The organism is Arthrobacter sp. R3-55, assembly GCF_054161505.1.
In genome coordinates, this window is sequence record NZ_CP096423.1 from 2,900,357 (window position 1) to 2,919,324 (window position 18,968).

Annotated in this window: 16 protein-coding genes; all 16 read right to left on the reverse strand. The window is 62.2% G+C overall.

What is annotated here, in order from left to right; all coding sequences use genetic code 11:
• Positions 1-38: 38 nt before the first annotated feature.
• On the reverse strand, positions 39-3,596 hold the full coding sequence (dnaE, locus tag M1D51_RS13410) for a DNA polymerase III subunit alpha (RefSeq protein WP_026542520.1): 3,558 nt from the start codon (positions 3,594-3,596) through the stop codon (positions 39-41).
• 50 nt (positions 3,597-3,646) lie between these two features.
• Positions 3,647-4,573, reverse strand: coding sequence for an RluA family pseudouridine synthase (locus tag M1D51_RS13415; RefSeq protein WP_458106836.1), 927 nt, complete (start codon positions 4,571-4,573; stop codon positions 3,647-3,649).
• On the reverse strand, positions 4,566-5,189 hold the full coding sequence (gene lspA / locus M1D51_RS13420; RefSeq protein ID WP_458106837.1) for a signal peptidase II: 624 nt from the start codon (positions 5,187-5,189) through the stop codon (positions 4,566-4,568). The genes M1D51_RS13415 and lspA overlap by 8 nt, the downstream gene beginning before the upstream one ends.
• Before the next feature lie 99 nt (positions 5,190-5,288).
• Positions 5,289-5,987 (reverse strand): DivIVA domain-containing protein, encoded by a 699-nt coding sequence (locus tag M1D51_RS13425; protein WP_172325758.1) that lies wholly within the window; start codon positions 5,985-5,987, stop codon positions 5,289-5,291.
• A 156-nt stretch (positions 5,988-6,143) separates the two neighbouring features.
• Positions 6,144-6,431, reverse strand: a complete 288-nt coding sequence (locus M1D51_RS13430) for a YggT family protein (protein ID WP_017200850.1) — start codon at positions 6,429-6,431, stop codon at positions 6,144-6,146.
• 106 nt (positions 6,432-6,537) lie between these two features.
• Entirely contained in the window at positions 6,538-7,074 is a 537-nt protein-coding gene (locus tag M1D51_RS13435) for a cell division protein SepF (RefSeq protein WP_172325757.1), read from the reverse strand.
• A gap of 85 nt (positions 7,075-7,159) precedes the next feature.
• A complete protein-coding gene (locus M1D51_RS13440) occupies positions 7,160-7,915 on the reverse strand; it encodes a YggS family pyridoxal phosphate-dependent enzyme (protein WP_458106838.1) in 756 nt (251 codons plus the stop codon).
• Positions 7,908-8,621, reverse strand: a complete 714-nt coding sequence (locus M1D51_RS13445) for a polyphenol oxidase family protein (RefSeq protein WP_458106839.1) — start codon at positions 8,619-8,621, stop codon at positions 7,908-7,910. Before M1D51_RS13445 ends, M1D51_RS13440 begins: the two co-directional genes overlap by 8 nt.
• Before the next feature lie 25 nt (positions 8,622-8,646).
• Positions 8,647-9,867 carry a cell division protein FtsZ gene (gene ftsZ, locus M1D51_RS13450; protein WP_011774419.1) on the reverse strand — a complete coding sequence of 407 codons (1,221 nt, stop codon included), beginning with the start codon at positions 9,865-9,867 and terminating at the stop codon, positions 8,647-8,649.
• Positions 9,868-10,083: 216 nt separating this feature from the next.
• Positions 10,084-11,010, reverse strand: a complete 927-nt coding sequence (locus tag M1D51_RS13455; protein WP_458106840.1) for an FtsQ-type POTRA domain-containing protein — start codon at positions 11,008-11,010, stop codon at positions 10,084-10,086.
• Complete coding sequence (gene murC / locus M1D51_RS13460) at positions 11,003-12,373, reverse strand: UDP-N-acetylmuramate--L-alanine ligase (RefSeq protein ID WP_458106841.1); 1,371 nt, start codon at positions 12,371-12,373, stop codon at positions 11,003-11,005. The genes M1D51_RS13455 and murC overlap by 8 nt, the downstream gene beginning before the upstream one ends.
• Complete coding sequence (gene murG, locus M1D51_RS13465; protein ID WP_458106842.1) at positions 12,370-13,488, reverse strand: undecaprenyldiphospho-muramoylpentapeptide beta-N-acetylglucosaminyltransferase; 1,119 nt, start codon at positions 13,486-13,488, stop codon at positions 12,370-12,372. The genes murC and murG overlap by 4 nt, the downstream gene beginning before the upstream one ends.
• A 6-nt stretch (positions 13,489-13,494) precedes the next feature.
• Positions 13,495-14,796 carry a putative lipid II flippase FtsW gene (ftsW, locus tag M1D51_RS13470; protein WP_458106843.1) on the reverse strand — a complete coding sequence of 434 codons (1,302 nt, stop codon included), beginning with the start codon at positions 14,794-14,796 and terminating at the stop codon, positions 13,495-13,497.
• A gap of 2 nt (positions 14,797-14,798) precedes the next feature.
• Positions 14,799-16,388, reverse strand: coding sequence for a UDP-N-acetylmuramoyl-L-alanine--D-glutamate ligase (gene murD, locus M1D51_RS13475; protein WP_458106844.1), 1,590 nt, complete (start codon positions 16,386-16,388; stop codon positions 14,799-14,801).
• The gene (gene mraY / locus M1D51_RS13480; protein ID WP_089594499.1) at positions 16,370-17,479 is read right to left on the reverse strand and encodes a phospho-N-acetylmuramoyl-pentapeptide-transferase; all 1,110 of its coding nucleotides are present in this window, start codon (positions 17,477-17,479) and stop codon (positions 16,370-16,372) included. The genes murD and mraY overlap by 19 nt, the downstream gene beginning before the upstream one ends.
• The gene (locus M1D51_RS13485; RefSeq protein WP_458106845.1) at positions 17,476-18,966 is read right to left on the reverse strand and encodes a UDP-N-acetylmuramoyl-tripeptide--D-alanyl-D-alanine ligase; all 1,491 of its coding nucleotides are present in this window, start codon (positions 18,964-18,966) and stop codon (positions 17,476-17,478) included. The genes mraY and M1D51_RS13485 overlap by 4 nt, the downstream gene beginning before the upstream one ends.
• Positions 18,967-18,968: the final 2 nt, after the last annotated feature.

Consider the following 18,968-nt stretch of genomic DNA (forward strand, 5'->3'; position numbering starts at 1 on the left):
TCGGCCAGGCCGGACTTCGACCCGGCCGCTCCGGTCTGCTAGTTGTCCAGGCAGGCCGGACCCAGCAGGACCTTCAGATCACCAAACAGGGACGGACTGGGGTTCACCCGCATATGAACGGGCAGGCCCATGACTTCGACCTTGGTATCTCCCATCAGCTTTAATCGCACTTCCGAGTTGCCCCGGTGGGTGCGGAGGACATCGCGCAGGTCCGTGACCACAGCCTCCGTCGCCTTGAAGGTTGGAATGGTGATGACCACAGGACCGTTCACGCTCTCGCTCAGGTCCGGGACGGAAAGCTCCATGCAGTTCAGGGTCACTGCGCCGTCGTCGCGTCGTTGGAGCCGACCTTTGACCACCACAATGAGGTCCTCCGCCAACACCGAGGCAATGGGTCCGTAGACCTGGCCAAAGAACATGACCTCCATGGAAGCGCCAAGGTCCTCGATTTCCGCACGGGCATAGGCGTTTCCGCTGGCCTTTGCGATCCTTCGGCTCAACGAGGTAATCATGCCCGCGATGGTGACAATCGCGCCGTCGTGTGGTCCGTCCTCGGCGATGATCGAGGTAATGGACTGTTCCGCGTGCTGGCTGAGGACGCCCTCGAGCCCTTGCAACGGATGGTCTGAAACGTAAAGGCCCAGCATGTCCCGCTCGAAGGACAACTTGTCCTTCTTCTCCCATTCGGGGAGGTCCGGAATTTCCGTAGTGAGCGAGGCCTCCGGTTCCTGGTCCTCAAAGCCGGCAAAGAGGTCAAACTGGCCGATTGCCTCATTGCGTTTGAGGGTGATCACAGAATCGATGGCTTCTTCGTGGATCATGGCCAAGGCGCGGCGGTGGTGACCCAGCGAATCGAAGGCACCGGCCTTGATCAGCGATTCGATGGTGCGCTTGTTGCACACCACAGCCGGCACTTTCAAGAGGAAATCCTTGAACGAGGTGTAGTTGCCCTCAGTGGTCCGTGTTGAGACCATGGCGTCCACCACGTTGACGCCCACGTTGCGGATAGCTCCCATGCCGAAACGGATATCCGTTCCCACCGGGGTGAAGTTCAGCGAGGACTCGTTGACGTCGGGCGGCAGGACCGTGATGCCCATGCGCCGGCACTCGTTGAGGTAGATGGCCGACTTGTCCTTATCGTCGCCCACGGAGGTGAGCAGTGCCGCCATGTATTCGGGCGCGTAGTGCGCCTTCAAATAGGCCGTCCAGTAGGAAATCACGCCATAGGCAGCCGAGTGGGCTTTGTTGAACGCGTAGTCGGAGAACGGGAGCAGGATGTCCCACAGGGTCTTCACGGCAGCCATCGAATAGCCGTTGTCCTGCATACCCTGGGAGAAACCGGCAAACTGCTTATCCAGTTCGGACTTCTTCTTCTTACCCATGGCGCGGCGGAGGATGTCAGCCTGGCCAAGCGAGTATCCGGCAAGCTTTTGCGCCACGGCCATGACCTGTTCCTGATACACGATCAGGCCGAAGGTGCCGCCGAGAATCTCCTTGAGGGGTTCTTCCAGCTCCGGGTGAATGGGGATGACCTCTTGGATCCCGTTCTTGCGCAAGGCGTAATCCGTGTGGGCGTTGGCACCCATCGGACCCGGCCGGTACAGCGCCAGCACAGCGGAGATGTCTTCGAAGTTGTCAGGCTTCATCAGCTTGAGCAGGGAGCGCATGGGGCCGCCGTCGAGCTGGAAGACGCCCAACGTGTCACCACGCGCAAGGAGCTCGTAGGACGCGGCGTCGTCGAGTTCCAGATTTTCCAGGTCAAGGTCAACGCCACGGTTCATCTTGATGTTTTCCAGGGCATCGGAAATGATCGTCAGGTTTCTCAGGCCCAAAAAGTCCATCTTGATCAGGCCGAGGCCTTCGGACGTCGGGTAGTCGAACTGGGTGATGACCTGGCCGTCCTGGAAACGGCGCATGATGGGAATGACATCGATGATGGGGTCCGAGGACATGATGACACCAGCAGCGTGGACACCCCACTGGCGCTTCAGGCCCTCGATGCCCAGCGCGGTCTCAAAAACCTTCGCGGCCTCAGGATCGGTGGCAATGAGCTGGCGGAAATCCCCTGCTTCGCTGTAGCGCTTGGACTCAGGGTTCTGAATGTCCGCCAGCGGAATATCCTTGGCCATGACGGCGGGCGGAAGTGCCTTGGTCAGGGTCTCGCCCATGCTGAACGGGTAACCCAGCACGCGGGAGGAGTCCTTCAGTGCCTGCTTGGTCTTGATGGTGCCGTAGGTGACGATCATCGCCACGCGCTCGTCACCGTATTTCTTGGTGACGTAGTCAATGACCTCGGAACGGCGCCGATCATCGAAGTCGACGTCGAAGTCGGGCATGGAGACGCGGTCCGGGTTGAGGAAGCGCTCAAAGATCAGGCCGTGCTGCAGGGGGTCGAGGTCGGTGATGCGCATGGCATAGGCCACCATGGAACCTGCACCGGAACCACGGCCGGGACCCACGCGGATGCCATTGTTCTTGGCCCAGTTGATAAAGTCGGCAACCACCAGGAAGTACCCGGGGAATCCCATGGACGTGATGACGCCAAGCTCGTAGTCAGCCTGCTTGCGGACCTTGTCCGGGATGCCTTGGGGGTACCGGTACTTGAGGCCCGTATCCACTTCCTTGACCAGCCAGGACGTCTCGTCCTCTCCCGGCGGGCAGGGGAAGCGCGGCATGTAGTTGGCGCCGGTATTGAACGAGACCTCGCAGCGCTCAGCGATGAGCAACGTGTTGTCGCAGGCTTCGGGGTGATCGCGGAACAACTCCCGCATTTCCTGCGGAGACTTCAGGTAGTAGCCACTGCCCGAGAAAGCGAACCGTGAACCGCCGTTGTCATACGTCGGTTCCAGCAGCGTGGACCCGGACTGGATGGCCAGCAGGGCCTCGTGGGCTTTGGCATCGTGCTCGTGCGTGTAGTGGAGGTCGTTGGTGGCCACCAGCGGGAGATTGAGCTCTTTGGCAAGGCGCAGGAGGTCCCCGGTGACGCGACGTTCAATGTCCAGCCCGTGGTCCATGAGCTCGCAGAAGTAATTCTCTGCCCCGAAGATGTCGCGGAACTCTGCTGCGGCTTCAACGGCTTCTCGGTAAAGGCCCAGCCGCAGTTTGGTCTGGACCTCCCCGGATGGGCAACCCGTGGTGGCGATAAGGCCCTCGGAATACGTGTTGAGCAGTTCCCGGTCCAGCCTGGGCCACTTGCCGAACACGGAGTCCAGGGAAGCAATGGAGGAGGCCCGGAACAGGTTCCTCATACCCACGTTGTTATAGCTGAGCAGCGTCATGTGGGTATACGAGCCACCACCGGAAACATCATCTTTGCGCTGGCTTTCGTCGCCCCAGCGAACACGCTCTTTGTCGCCGCGGGCGGTTCCGGGTGTGACATAGGCTTCGACGCCGATGATCGGCTTGATGCCCTTGTCGGTGGCCTTGCGCCAGAAGTCGAACGCACCGAACAGATAGCCGTGGTCCGTGGTGGCCAGGGCGGGCATCCCGAGACGTTCGGTTTCATCGAACAGCTCACCCAGACGGGCCGCTCCATCCAGCATGGAGTACTCGGTATGGGTGTGCAGGTGGACAAACGAATCATTGCTGGAAGTCACCACGACAGTCTACCGTCGGTCAGCGGGGCCCGGGCCCTGACGGAGGTTCCTTAGGCTGAACCTGTGGCGAGGAGGTCCAGGGCGTACTGAAGGTCCGCTGGATACTCGCTGCTCACTTCCACCCATTCACCGGTGCCGGGGTGCGTGAATCCAAGCTGACGTGCGTGAAGCCACTGCCGGGTCAATCCCAGGGTCGCTGCCAGACGGGGGTCCGCGCCGTACGTGAGATCTCCCGCACATGGATGACGCAAAGCCGAGAAGTGGACGCGGATCTGGTGGGTCCGGCCGGTCTCCAGATGCACTTCCACCAAGGTTGCCTTGCCGAAGGCTTCCAACACCTCATAGTGGGTCACTGAGGGACGTCCATCCTCGATCACCGCGAACCGCCAGTCGTGGCCGGGGTGGCGCCCGATAGGCGCGTCGATGGTGCCCTCCAGGGGATCAGGCAGGCCTTGGACCACGGCGTGGTAGACCTTCTCCACCGTGCGCTCCTTGAAAGCGCGCTTGAGCACGGTGTAAGCATGTTCGGTCTTGGCCACCACCATGACCCCCGATGTCCCGACGTCGAGCCGGTGGACGATTCCGGCGCGCTCAGGTGCGCCGGATGTGGAGATCCTGTACCCGGCACCGGCAAGGCCGCCCACCACAGTAGGTCCCACCCAGCCAGGTGAGGGATGGGCCGCGACCCCCACCGGTTTGTCGATGACAACGAATTCGTCGTCGTCCAACAGGATCTTCAGGCCTTCCACAACTTCCTCCACCACTTCCAAGGGGTCCCTACGATCAGGGACGGTGACATCCAGCACCGAGCCGGCGGCGAGCTTGGCCGACTTGCCTACCGCAACGCCGCCTACAGTCACATTGCCTTCGGCAATCAGCAGCGCCGCCGCCGACCGCGAGATGTCAAGCAGCTGGGCCAGGCCTGCGTCCGCCCTGACCCCCGCCAGGTCATCGGGCACCACGACCGAGCTACTCACCGGCAGGCTCCCCTGCGGGACCGCCGGCCGGTTTGGCTTCATTGGCGCCTTTGGACCCGTTGGCAGGTTTGGGAGCGGACGTCTGGCGAGTCCCATCCATCCCGATGCCGCGAAGCGTCAGAAGGCAGATGATGACAACGCCGGACACCACGGCTGAGTCTGCAATGTTGAAAATCGCGAAGTTGGGAAGCTGGATGAAGTCCACCACATGTCCCATGGCAAATGAGGGTTCCCGGAACAATCGGTCAGTGAGGTTGCCCAGCGCTCCGCCGAGCAGCAGGCCAAGCGACAGAGCCCACCACGCCGAGCCCAACTTTCGCAACTGAAAGAGAATCGCCACGGAAACAACCGCCATGACAATCGTGAAGATCCACGTGACGTTCTCGCCGATGGAGAAGGCAGCACCCGAGTTCCGGATGTAGTACCAGTGCAGCAAGGGAGGGAACACCGGGATCCGCTCCCCCTCCGTCATGGTGCTGGTTACCCAAAGCTTGGTGAGCTGATCAAAGGCGTAGGCGAACACGGCAAAGCCGGCAAACAGCCAAAGCATGGCCGGGCGCCATGCGCGGCGGGCGGCGGGCGCCGGCTGAGGGGCGTCATCGGTGAAGTCGGTCATAGTGCTTTCATTCGGGAAGCGTGGCGGGCACTGTCATGGTCTTTAACAGCAAAAGCCGGTGGCCGAGGAGTCCTCAGCCACCGGCTTTCAGAATACTTGCTAAACGTCTGCGGTTGCTTCGCCGACCTCAGGGGCAGCGACGGAACCACGGGCGTCCAGGTCGCGCAACTGGCCTTCGATGTAGGCCTTCAGGCGTGAACGGTAATCGCGCTCGAAGCCACGGAGCTGCTCAACCTTGCGCTCAAGGACGGAGCGCTGCTGCTCCAGTGCACCGAGGATCTTGCGGGACTTCTCCTGGGCATCGTTGACGAGGCTGGAAGCCTCGATCTGAGCCTCGGCAATGATCTTTTCCTTCTGCTGCGCACCGTCGGAAACGTGCTTGTCGTGCATCTGCTGGGCCATGGCCAGCAGCCCTGCAGCAGATTCCGCGGAAGGGGTGACGGTGTTGTTCGCAGCGGGAGCCTTTGCAGCGGCAGCAGCGGCTGCAGCCTGCTCGGCTTCCTTCTTCTTGGCAGCTTCAGCAGCCTTGGCTTCGGCTTCCGCCTTGGCCTCAGCTTCTTTGTCGACCTTGACGGGGGCCGGAACCTTCTCAACCACCGGAGCCGCAGCAGCTGCAGCAGGCACTGCCGAACCGGCTTCGCCGAGCTTCTTGCGAAGTTCGTCATTTTCCTGGTTCAAGCGGCGAAGTTCCACCACGATCTCGTCGAGGAAGTCATCTACCTCGTCCTGGTCGTAGCCTTCGCGGAACTTGGTCGGCTGAAAGCGCTTGTTGACAACGTCTTCTGGCGTCAAAGCCATCTGGTCACCTCGTTGGTCTAGTTAGTCAGTAGGCCTTCCGGCCGTTCAAAACTACGGTACCTAAATATCATCTGGTTCCTCCAATTCAACACCATCGTGTTGATTTGGAGAATTTGCGGCCTTTGAACCATCGGTGGTCCGGGTTCCGCGAAGCAGCTACGCCAGGCTGCTGGTTACCGCCATAGCAATACTGACGGCAATAATCAGGATCAGGAAGCCCAAATCCAAGGAAATTCCGCCCAACTGGAGGGGCGGTATCAGCCTTCGGAGCCTCCCCAGCGGAGGATCCGTAACGGAGTAGACCACATGCGCTGTAACCAACGCCACACCCCGCGGCCGCCACTGGCGGGCAAACATCTGGACCCATTCGAAGATGAGCCGGATGATCAGGGCAATGAAGAACAGCAACAACACAATATAGATAAGGCCGAAAACAATGCCCACGAGTTAGCTCAGATCTCCCACTTGTTCCGGAATGCGGATCGGTCCCTACTATTGCAACACAGATGCCAGGCAGGTTGACCCGCCTGGCATCCGCAAAAGATCGTTGTTAGCTCTGGTTGAAGAAGCTGGCCTGGGTTTCGCTGGCCTTCTTGTCATCTCCGATGACCTCGACATATGACGGTGACAACAGGAAAACCTTGTTGGTGACCCTCTCGATGCTGCCGTGGAGGCCGAACACCAAGCCGGCGGAGAAGTCCACGAGGCGCTTGGCATCGGCTTCACCCATGTCGGTGACGTTCATGATGACCGGAATGCCATCCCTGAAGCTCTCACCGATGACTTTTGCGTCATTGTAGGAACGGGGATGAACGGTGGTGATCTGCCTCAGGCCAGAGGCATCTTCGCGGCTGGAGGCCGCACGCTTGATGGGTGTCACGGGTGCGCGGTATTCCTCTTCGGCATCTACAGTGGGCATTTCACGGACAACTTCCCGGACGGGAGCAGGCGCCCGGCGCTCTTCCCGTTCCTGTGCCTGGGGGCGGTCTTCGTCGTGGTGCGAGGCGACGGCCTGCTCAGATTCGTAGTGTTCATCGCCGTCGGCGAGCCCAAGATAGATCATTGTCTTGCGCAGAGCGCCAGCCATGGTGCACTCCTATCGTTTCTGCAGTAGGCGGGCCGCCATGACGTGACAAATTGGAACCCCGGCCCGTCATTCCAATACTTTGACGCTACCCCACGGCCGGACGGGAACCGAGAATATCGGAGCCAATTCTCAGGTGTGTCGCCCCGAACTTCACAGCTGCCTCAAGGTCCTGGCTCATCCCTGCGGAAATACCGGTTGCGGTTGGATGCTTGGCCCTGAGGGCCTCGGAAATGCCGGCAAGTTTTTCAAATGCAGCCTCAGGATCAGCCCCCAGCGGGGCGACAGCCATGAGCCCCGACAACTGGAGACCGGGAGCCGACTCAATCCTCCCGGCAATGACCTCGACGTCGGAGGGGCTGGCACCACCTCGGTGGGATCCGGCGTCGTCATCCAAACCAACCTGGATGAAGCAGTCGAGGTCGCTGCGTCCGGTAGCATCCTGTTCCCGCGCAATGGCCTTGGCCAAGGCGTCAACAAGCTGGAGCCTGTCGATCGACTGTACGGAGGAAGCATATTTGGCGACCGACTTGGCCTTGTTGCTTTGAAGCTGCCCGATGAAATGCCACTGAAGGGCGATGTCGGCCAGGTCGGCGCTCTTGGCGGCCGCTTCCTGATCGCGGTTTTCTCCGACGTCGGACACGCCCAAGGCGGCCAAGCGACGGACGTCGGCGGCAGGGTGGAACTTGGTCACCACAATCAGCCGTGGCAGCTCAGTCCGCCCGGAAGCATCTGCAGCTGTTTCAATCCGGCGCCGGACCGCCCCAAGCCGCTGTGCGAGCTCGGCAGTCCGGGCATCGCCGGGAGCCGCGGGCTGTTCGTCGTCGCGACCAAGGCTAATCATGCGTCCACACCAAACCTGCAAATCGACCCGTCCGGGACTCCCGGCGGTATGAAAAAAGTGAGTTGTTCTCCAGCGTGCACTCTCCCGAGTACTCCACGGTGACATCCAAGCCTGCCAACTGTGCCCTGACGCCAGCCGGAAGATCCAGTGCCGGCGTGCCCCAGGAGGTGGCTGACCAGGTAGCAGGAACCAGGGCGGCGACTTCATCGCGCAATTCCCCGGGAACCTCGTAACACGATCCGCAGATCGACGGGCCCAGCCACGCGCGGATGTCCACTGCGCCGTGCTTGCGCATTTCTTCAACGGTTGCGGGTACCACGGCGGAAGCCACACCGGGCCGGCCCGCGTGCGCCACAGCGATCACGGGTTCGTTATCGGCACCGTTCCCCACGAAAACCACGGGCACGCAGTCAGCCACCATGACAGCCAATGGCTGTGCAGCAGCGTTGGAAACGGTGACCGCTGAAACCATGGCATCAGCGGTGGGTCCTGGCCCGTAGGTGTCGATGAACTCCACAGTCTTGCCGTGGACCTGTTCCATGTATTGGAACCTGCCGGACTCGAGCCCGGCAGCCTGTTCCACACGAACGCGACGAGCCAGGACCTCAGTGGGGTTGTCCCCCACATGGAGAGCCAGGTTCCCGGCGCCTGTATCCGTGAAGGCTACAGAAACGCCGGGACGAACTTCATTCCGCCACCAGAACACCAGGAACTGACTCTCCGAACGTGGCCTACTTCAGGAAGTCGGGGACGTCGAGGTCGTCCGAGCGGCTGCCCGAAAGATCAGGCTCCACTACGGCAGGGAGATCGACGTCGAAGCCGGAGTCGGCCGGGAGGGCCGACGGACGCTGCTGGCCCCAGTTGCTCAAGCCTGCGGCGCCAATTCCCGCCGTTGCGTGCTGTGGAGCAGCGGCGCTGGACGGGGCACTGCTCGGCGCAGCGGGACGATCGGAAGGAACGGGGTTCTGCGCGGGACGCGACTGGTCCATGGAAGGAGAGGTCGCCTTCACGTCATCAAAGCCTGCGGCGATCACGGTCACGCGGGCTTCATCTCCCAAGGCGTCGTCAATGACTGCACCGAAGATGATGTTCGCTTCGGGGTGGGCCACTTCCTGAACCAGGCGGGCGGCCTCGTTGATTTCGAAGAGGCCCAGGTCCGATCCACCCTGGATGGACAGCAGGACGCCGTGGGCACCGTCAATGGACGCTTCAAGGAGCGGGGAAGCAATGGCCAGTTCCGCAGCCTTGACAGCGCGGTCCTCGCCCCGGGCGGATCCAATACCCATCAGGGCTGAGCCGGCACCCTGCATGACGGACTTGACGTCTGCGAAGTCGAGGTTGATCAGGCCGGGGGTGGTGATGAGGTCCGTGATCCCCTGGACACCGGAGAGGAGCACCTGGTCCGCTGAACGGAAGGCGTCCAGGACGGAGACGTTGCGATCACTGATGGACAGGAGGCGATCGTTGGGGATGACGATCAGGGTGTCGACTTCATCGCGCAGGGCGTCGATGCCGGCCTCTGCCGAACCTGCACGACGGCGGCCCTCGAAGGTGAACGGGCGGGTCACCACGCCGATGGTCAGCGCGCCCAGCGACCGGGCGATGCGTGCCACCACGGGGGCGCCACCTGTTCCGGTGCCACCGCCTTCGCCTGCGGTAACGAAGACCATGTCAGCACCGCGGAGAACTTCTTCGATCTCGTCGGCGTGGTCCTCGGCGGCTTGCTTGCCGACCTCGGGATTCGCGCCGGCTCCGAGGCCACGCGTGAGTTCACGTCCGACGTCAAGCTTGACGTCGGCGTCGCTCATGAGCAGCGCCTGCGCGTCAGTATTGATGGCGATGAACTCGACTCCCCGAAGGCCCACCTCGATCATGCGGTTGACTGCGTTCACGCCACCGCCGCCGATGCCGACGACCTTGATGACGGCCAAGTAATTCTGCGGTGCTGCCACGTTTCGTGCCCCTTGCTTGTGTCCTATAGCGAAACTGATCGAGTCCAACTTGAATTCTTGGACCTTAACCCTCTAGTTGAAGGTTATAGTTATGTCAAGTAACTCTACTGCGACGGTATTTCCTATGGTTCGCACATGCAATCTCCGCTTGCGCGTGTCGTGTGATTGTCGCGAAATTAGGCCACCGACGACCGTAGGTTACGTTCTTAACCCTGCTTATTTGGTGAATGGATGCCGCGGCACGCTGACGTCGTAAACGCGCACGGGAACCTTCGGGTCCGCGGGCATCTTGAGCAGCGCTTCAAGTGCCTTGGCCTTCAGTTCCCTGTCCTCGGCATTGCCCCACACTACCGTCTTTCCATCGACCAGTTTCAGCTCAACAGCGTCAGCGGAGGCCGCTGACGCCGTAGACATTTTGGCCCGGACATCGGCAGGCAGGGTGTCCAGGACGGCCGCAATGGCCTTGAACAATTCCGTGTCGGTGGCCCCTGCACCGGCGTCGATCAGGGGCAGGGCCACGGCTGACTGGTCCTTGGTGGCCCCAAGCTGCACTCCGTCCACATCGACCATCACGTACGAATCGCCTTGTTTCAGCAAGGCCACCGGGACGCGTTCGTTGACATGGACCAACAACTCCGACGGCGGCCGCGCCTCCATGGTGGCGGAGCGGACCTGTACAAGCGGCTTCAGGAGCTCATTGATCTCCTGTTCACTGACCTGCGGCAGCGGTTTGCCTTCGAGGCTGGAGAGGGCTTTCTGCACGGCTTCCGGAGTCAACAACGTGGTGCCGTCCACGGTAATGGTCCTGACGGCCAACGCCGGCGAGAAAACCGCCACGGCAATCAGGGCCGCCACCACGGCGGCCACGATGGAAAGTGTCCACAGCACCAGTCTTCGCCGGCGCCGTCGTTTCGGCTCCGGAAAGACAATGACGTTATCCGGCGATGCTGCGGAAGCGCCGGGCTTGCCGGCAGCCTCCTGACGGGCCGCAGCACCGGAATCCTGCTCCGGCTCAAGGGAGCGTTGGGCGCTGATGACGCCCTCCGATCCGTCCTTCTTGCCCGGCCGTGCAGCAACCGGACGCTGGGCAACGGGCCGGGGCTCAGTTCCCGGCCTGTACGTCGGCTTGCGGGTGCTAGCCACCCAGTGCCTCCACGATCACTGGCCCGTAGGCTGTGACGTCACCGGCTCCCACCGTCAGGATGACATCACCGTCCTGGGCTACCGCGGCCAACGCGTCCACGGCTTCGCCGGCGGGGATCATCCGGCCCGTGGTCAGCTGATCAGCAATCAGCGCACTGGTGACTCCGGGAATGGGGTCTTCACGTGCTGGGTAGATATCCAGAATCAAGGCAGTGTCCGCCGCGTCCAATGCCTCAGCAAATTCCTTGGCAAATTCACGCGTACGCGAAAACAGGTGGGGCTGGAACAGGACATGGACCATGTTGCCGCCTGCTACGGAACGGGCTGCCGACAGGGCGGCCCGCACCTCCGTGGGGTGGTGGGCGTAATCGTCGTAAACCCGCACTCCCCTGCCCTGTCCTTTGAGTTCAAAGCGTCGTGAAGCTCCGGTGAAATGACCCAGGGCCGCAGCTGCGGCTGCCGGCTCCACCCCAAGTTCGACGGCGACCGCGAACGCTGCTGCCGCATTCAGGGCGTTGTGACGTCCGGGAACCTGCAATTCGACCCTGTGGAGGTGGTCTCCGATACCCACCGAAACCTCGCCCGGGCCGTCGTCGAAAAGCCGGATGTCGGCGTCGTCGGAGGTCCCGTAGGTCAGGACGCGCGTGGTTCCCCGGGATGCAGTGCGCCCGGCCAGGGCACGGGCGCCGGCATCATCGGCGCAGGCCAGGAGAACGCCGTCGGCGGGAAGGAGCGCTGCAAAGTCGTCAAAAGACGCGAACACCGCTTCCGGGGTTCCGTAGTGGTCCAGGTGGTCGGCTTCGACATTGGTCACGACGGCGATCAGCGGCCGGTAGTTGAGGAAAGAACCGTCCGATTCATCCGCCTCGGCAACAAAAATATCCGAGTTCCCGTGGGCTGCGTTCACGCCCAGCGCCGGGACGTTGGCCCCGATCGCAAACGAGGGATCGACACCGGCTTCCTTGAGCAGGACGGCAATCATGGAGGTAGTGGTGGACTTGCCGTGGGTGCCGGCCACTGTCACCACGCGGTGACCGGCCATGGTGGCGGCAAGCGCTTCGGACCGATGCAGTACAGGCAAGCCGGAAGCCCTCGCCGCGGCAAGCTCCGGATTGTCGGCGCGGATGGCCGAACCGGCAACGATCGTCTGGGCGTCGGCCAAGTTCCCTTGGTGGTATCCCACGGCGATGCGTGCCCCGGCAGCGGAGAGGTCGTGCATGACCGGCAGGTCCTTGGCATCAGTACCGCTGACGGGGACGCCGCGGGCCACCATGATCCGGGCCACGGCGGACATTCCCACGCCGCCGATGCCAATGAAATGGACACGGCCCAGGGACTCGAGGGGTGCGATGCTGGTGGTCATGCGGATACCGCTTCCAGGACAAGATCAGCCATGCGCTGATCGGCGTTTCTTATACCAAGTGCTTCGGATTTGCGGGCCATATCGGCGAGTCGGGTATGGTCCGAAAGTAACGGAATCAGCTCTTTCTCAAGCCATTCTGGGCTGAGGTCTTTGTCCTCGACCAGAAGTGCTCCGCCTGCAGCAACCAAGGGAGCAGCATTCAACGCCTGTTCCCCGTTGCCGATGGGCAGCGGCACGAACACAGCGGGGACTCCGACGGCGGCCACTTCGCTGACAGTTCCGGCGCCGGCGCGGGCAAGAAGGACATCCGCCGCTGCGTAGACGTTTTCCATCCCGTACACATATTCAACCTGGCGATACCCCTCGGCAGCGAGCAGGCCACCGTCGTCGTTCAGGACTGCCTTGCCGTTACCGGTGATGTGCAGGGTTTGGATACCGGCGGCAGCCAACGCCGGCAAAGCCGCTGCGATGGAACGGTTGATGCTGAGGGCTCCTGAGGACCCGCCGGTGACGATCAACGCGGGGCGGTCCGGCTCAAGGCCCAGGGATGCTTTGGCCGCAGGTGCCGCCGTCGCCCGGTGAAGCCCGGAAATGGCGCGTCGTATGGGCATGCCCAGGTGCCGCGCTCCCCGCAACCGGGTGCCCGCGAACGCCACGGCGACATGGTCGCTGAACCGGGCACCCACACGGTTGGCCAGACCGGCCTTCATGTTGGCCTCGTGGATCACCACGGGGATGCCGAGTTTGCGGGCAGCGAGGTACATCGGCGTGCAGACATAGCCGCCCACACCCACCAGGACATCGGCGTTGGCGTCCTCAAGGATCCGGCGGGCCTGGGCCACTGCGGTCCGCAATCGGCCAGGCAGCTTGATCAAGTCAAGGGAAGGCCGCCGCGGAAAGGGTACCCGGTCAATGGTGGCGAGTTCATAGCCGGCTGCCGGTATGAGCCGCGTTTCCATGCCCGACGGCGTGCCTACAGCCAGGATGGCAGCATCAGGACGCTTGTCCTTGATGGCATCGGCAATGGCCAACAGCGGGCTGACATGCCCGGCAGTACCGCCGCCTGCAAGGACGACGGACAAAGGCTTGGACGCGTTGCGGGAGTCAGGTGTCATGAAGTGCTAGGTACGCTTTCGTGCGGTTTTCGGAGAACGGCGGGGCAGGAAACGGGGGCGCTGCTGCGGCGGCAATTGGCCTCGGGCCAAGGACAAGACTACGCCGATACCGCAGAGCGACATGATCAGTGCCGAACCACCGTAGGAGATGAACGGAAGCGGTACACCCACGACGGGGAGGAGCTGGGTCACCACGGCCATGTTCATGCTTGCCTGGCCCAGCAGCCACACCATGATCCCACCGGCAAGCGTGCGCTGGAACGGGTCGGTTTGCCGGACCACCACCCGGAAGATGGCGATGCCAAGGATGGCAAAAAGAATCAGGACAACGAGGGTCCCTACCAGGCCAAGTTCTTCCCCGATGATGGCAAAGATGAAGTCGTTATGGGCCTCCGGGAGCCAGTTGTACTTCTGACGGCTTTGCCCAAGGCCCAAGCCGGTCCAACTCCCCTGCGCCAGACCGTACATGCCGTTGGTTGATTGGAAATCGAAGTCGAATTGGTCGGTACACGTCTGGGACGCCGTTCCGAGCCAGGAAGTGATGCGGCAGATCCTGTTGGTACTGCTGACGGTCCCCAGCACGGCCCCCACAGCTCCGATGATGCCGGCGATGGCAAGCATCCGTCCGGGTACGCCGGCAAAGTAAAGTCCCGCAGCTGTGATGGCTGCGATGACGATGACCGTCCCGAGGTCGTTGCCCAGCATGACCAAGGCGATGACCAGGCCGGCTCCGGGAACTACGGGAATGATGACATGCCACCAGCGGTGGAGGAGCTTCTGCTTGCGCGCAAGAACCGCCGCAATCCAGATGCAGAGGATCAGCTTGGCCATCTCGGACGGCTGGAGGGTTATCCCTCCGATGTCGATCCAGTTCTTGTTGCCGTTCACGGTGTTGCCCATAACCTGAACCAACACCAGGAGGACCAGCACCCCACCGAGGGCCCACCAGGACAACCTTTTCATCCAGTTCACGTTGGTCCGCGAAATGACATACATGCCAATCAGCCCGACAACGCCAAACATCGCTTGTTTCAGGGCATCCGCGTAGGGTGATTTCCCTTCGGAGATCGCCTCCACGCTTGAAGCGGACAACACCATCATGATTCCAATGGCGGTGAGCGCCAGAGCACAGCCCAGGATGAGGTAGTACGTGGAACTGTTGGGCGCTTTGTCCTTGCCTTCGAGGCTGTCCCAAAAGTTGCGCAGGTGTCCGCGGAGCCCGGATGGCTTCTTACCCGGCTTGGCCGGAGCCTTGGGTTTCCCGTCCCGGGGGTCTTTGCCGCGGGTGCGGGTGGGCGTGCTGACCATTGTTACTCCTCGGTGGTCGTTGCCTGCCCTTCCACAAGCTCGCGAACTGCCTGGACGAAAGCATCGCCGCGGTGAGCGTAGGAAGAGAACTGATCCATGGATGCAGCCGCGGGTGCCATCAGGACGGTGTCCCCTGGCGTGGCCAGCTCGGCCGCCGACGCCACGGCCTGGGCCATGATGGCCTCGCCGTAGATAGGCGAAGCGGCGTTGCCGGCTACGGTCTGCACCTTTTCAGTGTCGCCCTTCGCCTGCGCTATCACGGGGACATCCGGTGCGTGTCGCTGGAGGGAGCCTTCCAGTGCCTCGGTATCGGTACCGATCAGCACCACAGCTTTGAGCCGGGGTGCGTGTTCTTTGACAAGGTCGTCATAGTTGACTCCCTTGGACAGCCCACCAGCTATCCAGACAACCTGCTGGAAGGAGGACAACGCAGCCGATGCCGCATGGGGGTTGGTGGCCTTTGAATCGTTGATCCAAAGTATGTCATTCTGCTTGGCCACCACCTGGATGCGGTGGGCGCCAGGAAGGTAGTTGATCAGGCCCTGCTTTACAGCTGCCGGTTCAATTCCGTAAGCGCGTACCAGGGCAGCGGCAGCAAGTGCATTGGCCACCATGTGCCGCGGGGCAAAGGGTCCGAGATCGGACATCGATGCCAACTCCGCAGCGGAGTCTTTGCGCTCGGCAATGAAAGCACGGTCAACCAACAGCCCGTCCACGACACCGAGCATGCTGATGGCCGGCGTGTTGGTGGTGAAGCCAATGGCACGGCATCCTTCCACCACATCTGCGTTCTCCACCATGCGCTCGGTTTCGATCTGCTCCGCGTTGTAGACGGCGGCCTTTTGGGTGTTTTCATACACCTTGGCTTTATCCGCCAAGTAAGAGCCGTACGATCCGTGCCAGTCCACGTGGTCTTCGGCAACGTTGAGGCACACGCTGGCCACCGGTGACAAGGAGTGGCTCCAGTGGAGCTGGAAGCTGGAAAGCTCAACAGCGAAGGCGTCATAGTCCACAGGATCACGCAGCGCGTCCAGGATGGGAGTTCCCACGTTGCCCACCGCGATGGCCTTCAGTCCAGCCGCCTGCAGCATGGATTCGGTCATGCCCACGGTAGTGGTCTTGCCGTTGGTGCCGGTAATGGTGAGCCAATCCGCCGTCTTGCGTCCCTCGCGGACGCGGAGGCGCCAGGCCAGTTCAACATCTCCCCAGACCGGGATGTGCTTGCGCTTGGCAGCAGCCAGCAGGGCTTGGTCGGGTCGCCAGCCTGGCGATGTAACCACCAGTTCGGGCATGGCATCGTCGATCAGGGGAAGGGCACTGACCGCATCCTCACCCAACAACACCTCCACCGCACCCACGATTTTCAGGGTATCTGCCTGGGCCTTGGCCTTGGCGGTGGTGGCGGCATCGACCACCACTACCTTGGCTCCAAGCTCGATCAGGGTGTCCGCTGCCGAGAAGCCGGATACACCGATTCCCGTCACCACCACCCGCAGGCCGTTCCAATCAGCATCCCAGCTGGTGAGTCCATTGAGCCTGTCCGTGGCGGACGGGGTCATCTCCGGGCTTCCGTTCACAGCAGTACCACCCATTCAGCGTAGAAAATCCCAAGACCCGCGGCCACAAAGAGTCCAGCGAGGATCCAGAAGCGCACCACCACGGTGACTTCCGCCCAGCCTTTGAGTTCAAAGTGGTGTTGGAGCGGTGCCATCTTGAAGACGCGCTTGCCGCCGCTGAGCTTGAAGAAGCCCACTTGGATGATCACCGACAGGGTGATCAGGACGAACAGGCCACCGATGAAGGCCAGCAGCAGTTCAGTGCGGGACAGGATGGCAAAGGCCGCAACAGCACCGCCGATCGCCAGCGAGCCGGTATCGCCCATGAAGATCTTGGCAGGCGAAGTGTTCCACCACAGGAAGCCCACCAGGGCGGCACTGAGGATGGCTGCCAGCAGCGCAAGGTCCATGGGGTCGCGGACCTGATAGCAACCGCTGCCCGCTTCACGCGGTGATCCACAGGCCTGGTTGTTCTGCCAGATCCCCATGATGGTGTAGGCGCCGAAGACCATGATGGAGGCGCCGGCCGCCAGCCCGTCCAGGCCGTCGGTCAGGTTCACTCCGTTGGTGGCCGCGGTGATGATCAGGTTGGACCAGACGATGAAGAGGATCGCGCCGAGCACGGTTCCGCCGAAGGCGAGGTCCAACCAGGGGATGTCCCGCACCAGCGAGATTTGGGTGGATGCCGGGCGCAACCCGTCCTCATTGGGGAACTGCAGGACCAGGACCGCGAAAATGATTCCAACGGCAGCTTGGAGGATCAGCTTGGCGCGGGCGTTCAGTCCCAGGCTTCGCTTGTTGGAAATCTTGATGTAGTCATCCAGGAAGCCCACAAAGCCCATCCCCACCATCAGGAAGAGCAGCAGGAGCCCGGACGCGGAAGGACCGGGTGAGCGCGGGTTCATCATCCACATGATCAGGTGGGTCACGAAGTAACTGATGAGAACAGCGGCTACCACTACCGTTCCGCCCATGGTGGGCGTTCCACGCTTGGTGTGGTGGGAAGTTGGCCCGTCGTCACGGATGAATTGCCCGTAGCTCTTGGCCACGAGGAATTTGATGAACAGGGGTGTCCCTATCAGGGCTACCAGAAGGGCGACGCCGGCGCCGATCAAAAGTGCAATCACAGCAGCTCGTTCCCTTCGCTTGCAGCCGTGCCGGCTGCGTTGTCTCCGGTGGGCTCGGCCCGTGGAGGTAATGCTATCCGATCACCCAAATGCCGCAGCCCCACGCCGTTGGAGGATTTGAACAGCACCAGGTCACCGGGTTCGAGCTCGTTCTGAAGAAGCTCATAGGCTTCTTCCACCGTCTCGGTGAACGAACATTCGTCTCCCCAGGATCCTTCCTGGATGGCAGAGATGTAGAGGGCGCGCGCTTCGCGGCCCACCACCACCAGCCGCGAGATGTTCAAGCGGACCACCTGGGTGCCTACGGCGGTGTGCTCGCGGATGGAGTCCTCCCCCAGCTCGAGCATGGCTCCCAGAACCGCCCAGGTCCGCCTGCCCTGCCCAAGGTCTGCAAGGGTCCGCAGCGCCGCCCTCATCGATTCGGGGTTGGCATTGTAGGCGTCGTTGATGATGGTCACGCCGTCCGCGCGTTCCGTGCGCTCCATGCGCCAGCGGCTGGCCGCCGACTGCGTGCTCAAGGAGGCGGCAATTGCTGATGCCGGAATGCCCGCGGCGAACGCGGCTGCCGCAGCGGCCAACAAATTGGTGACGTGGTGGGCGCCGATCAGGCGGCTTCGCACCGGAACGGCAGGTCCGCCGTCGGGCAGTACCAGATCGAATTCCGGGAATCCCTGGCCATTGACCACCACATTGCGGGCTTCGACTTCCTCAGTGGTAGCCGGGGAAGAGGTGAACCCCAGGACTTTGGCTTTGGTCCGGCTGCGCATCGCAGCAACACGGCCGTCGTCCAGGTTGATGACAGCTGTGCCGTGCTCGCCGAGGGCCTCGACGAGTTCGCCCTTGGTTTTGGCGATATTTTCCACGCCACCGAATTCACCTGCATGAGCTGTGCCAACCACCAGGACAACGCCGATATCCGGCTTGACCATCTCCGCAAGGTACTTGATGTGGCCGAGCCCGGTGGCGCCCATTTCGATGACGAGGTAGCGGGTATCTGCATCGGCGGCGAATACCGTCAGCGGGACGCCCACCTCACCGTTGTAGGAGCCCTGCGGGGCCACGGTCTTGCCGGCTGCGGAAAGAACTCCGGCGAGGAGGTCCTTGGTGGTGGTTTTACCCGCCGAGCCAGTGATGCCGATGACGCTAAAGTCCTCGCCGCGCTGCGCACGTTCAGCCCTGATGCGTCGGACGCTCTCCGCTGCCAAGGCGCCCATGGCCAGAACGGCGTCATCAACCACGACGGCCGGATACGGGCTTCCGGCGGCATCGGTGACTTCACGTTCGGCGAGAACCAGGACGGCGCCACGATCGAAAGCGGCCCCGACGAAGTCGTGGCCGTCGGCGTGCTCGCCGGGCTTGGCAACGTACAAAGAACCGGGCGTCGCTTCCCGTGAATCAGTGACGACGGAGGTGGGCACGACGTCCGTAGCTCCGGTCAGTCGGCCATGGGTGATGTCGGCGATCTCCGCCGCAGTAAGTGCAATCATCT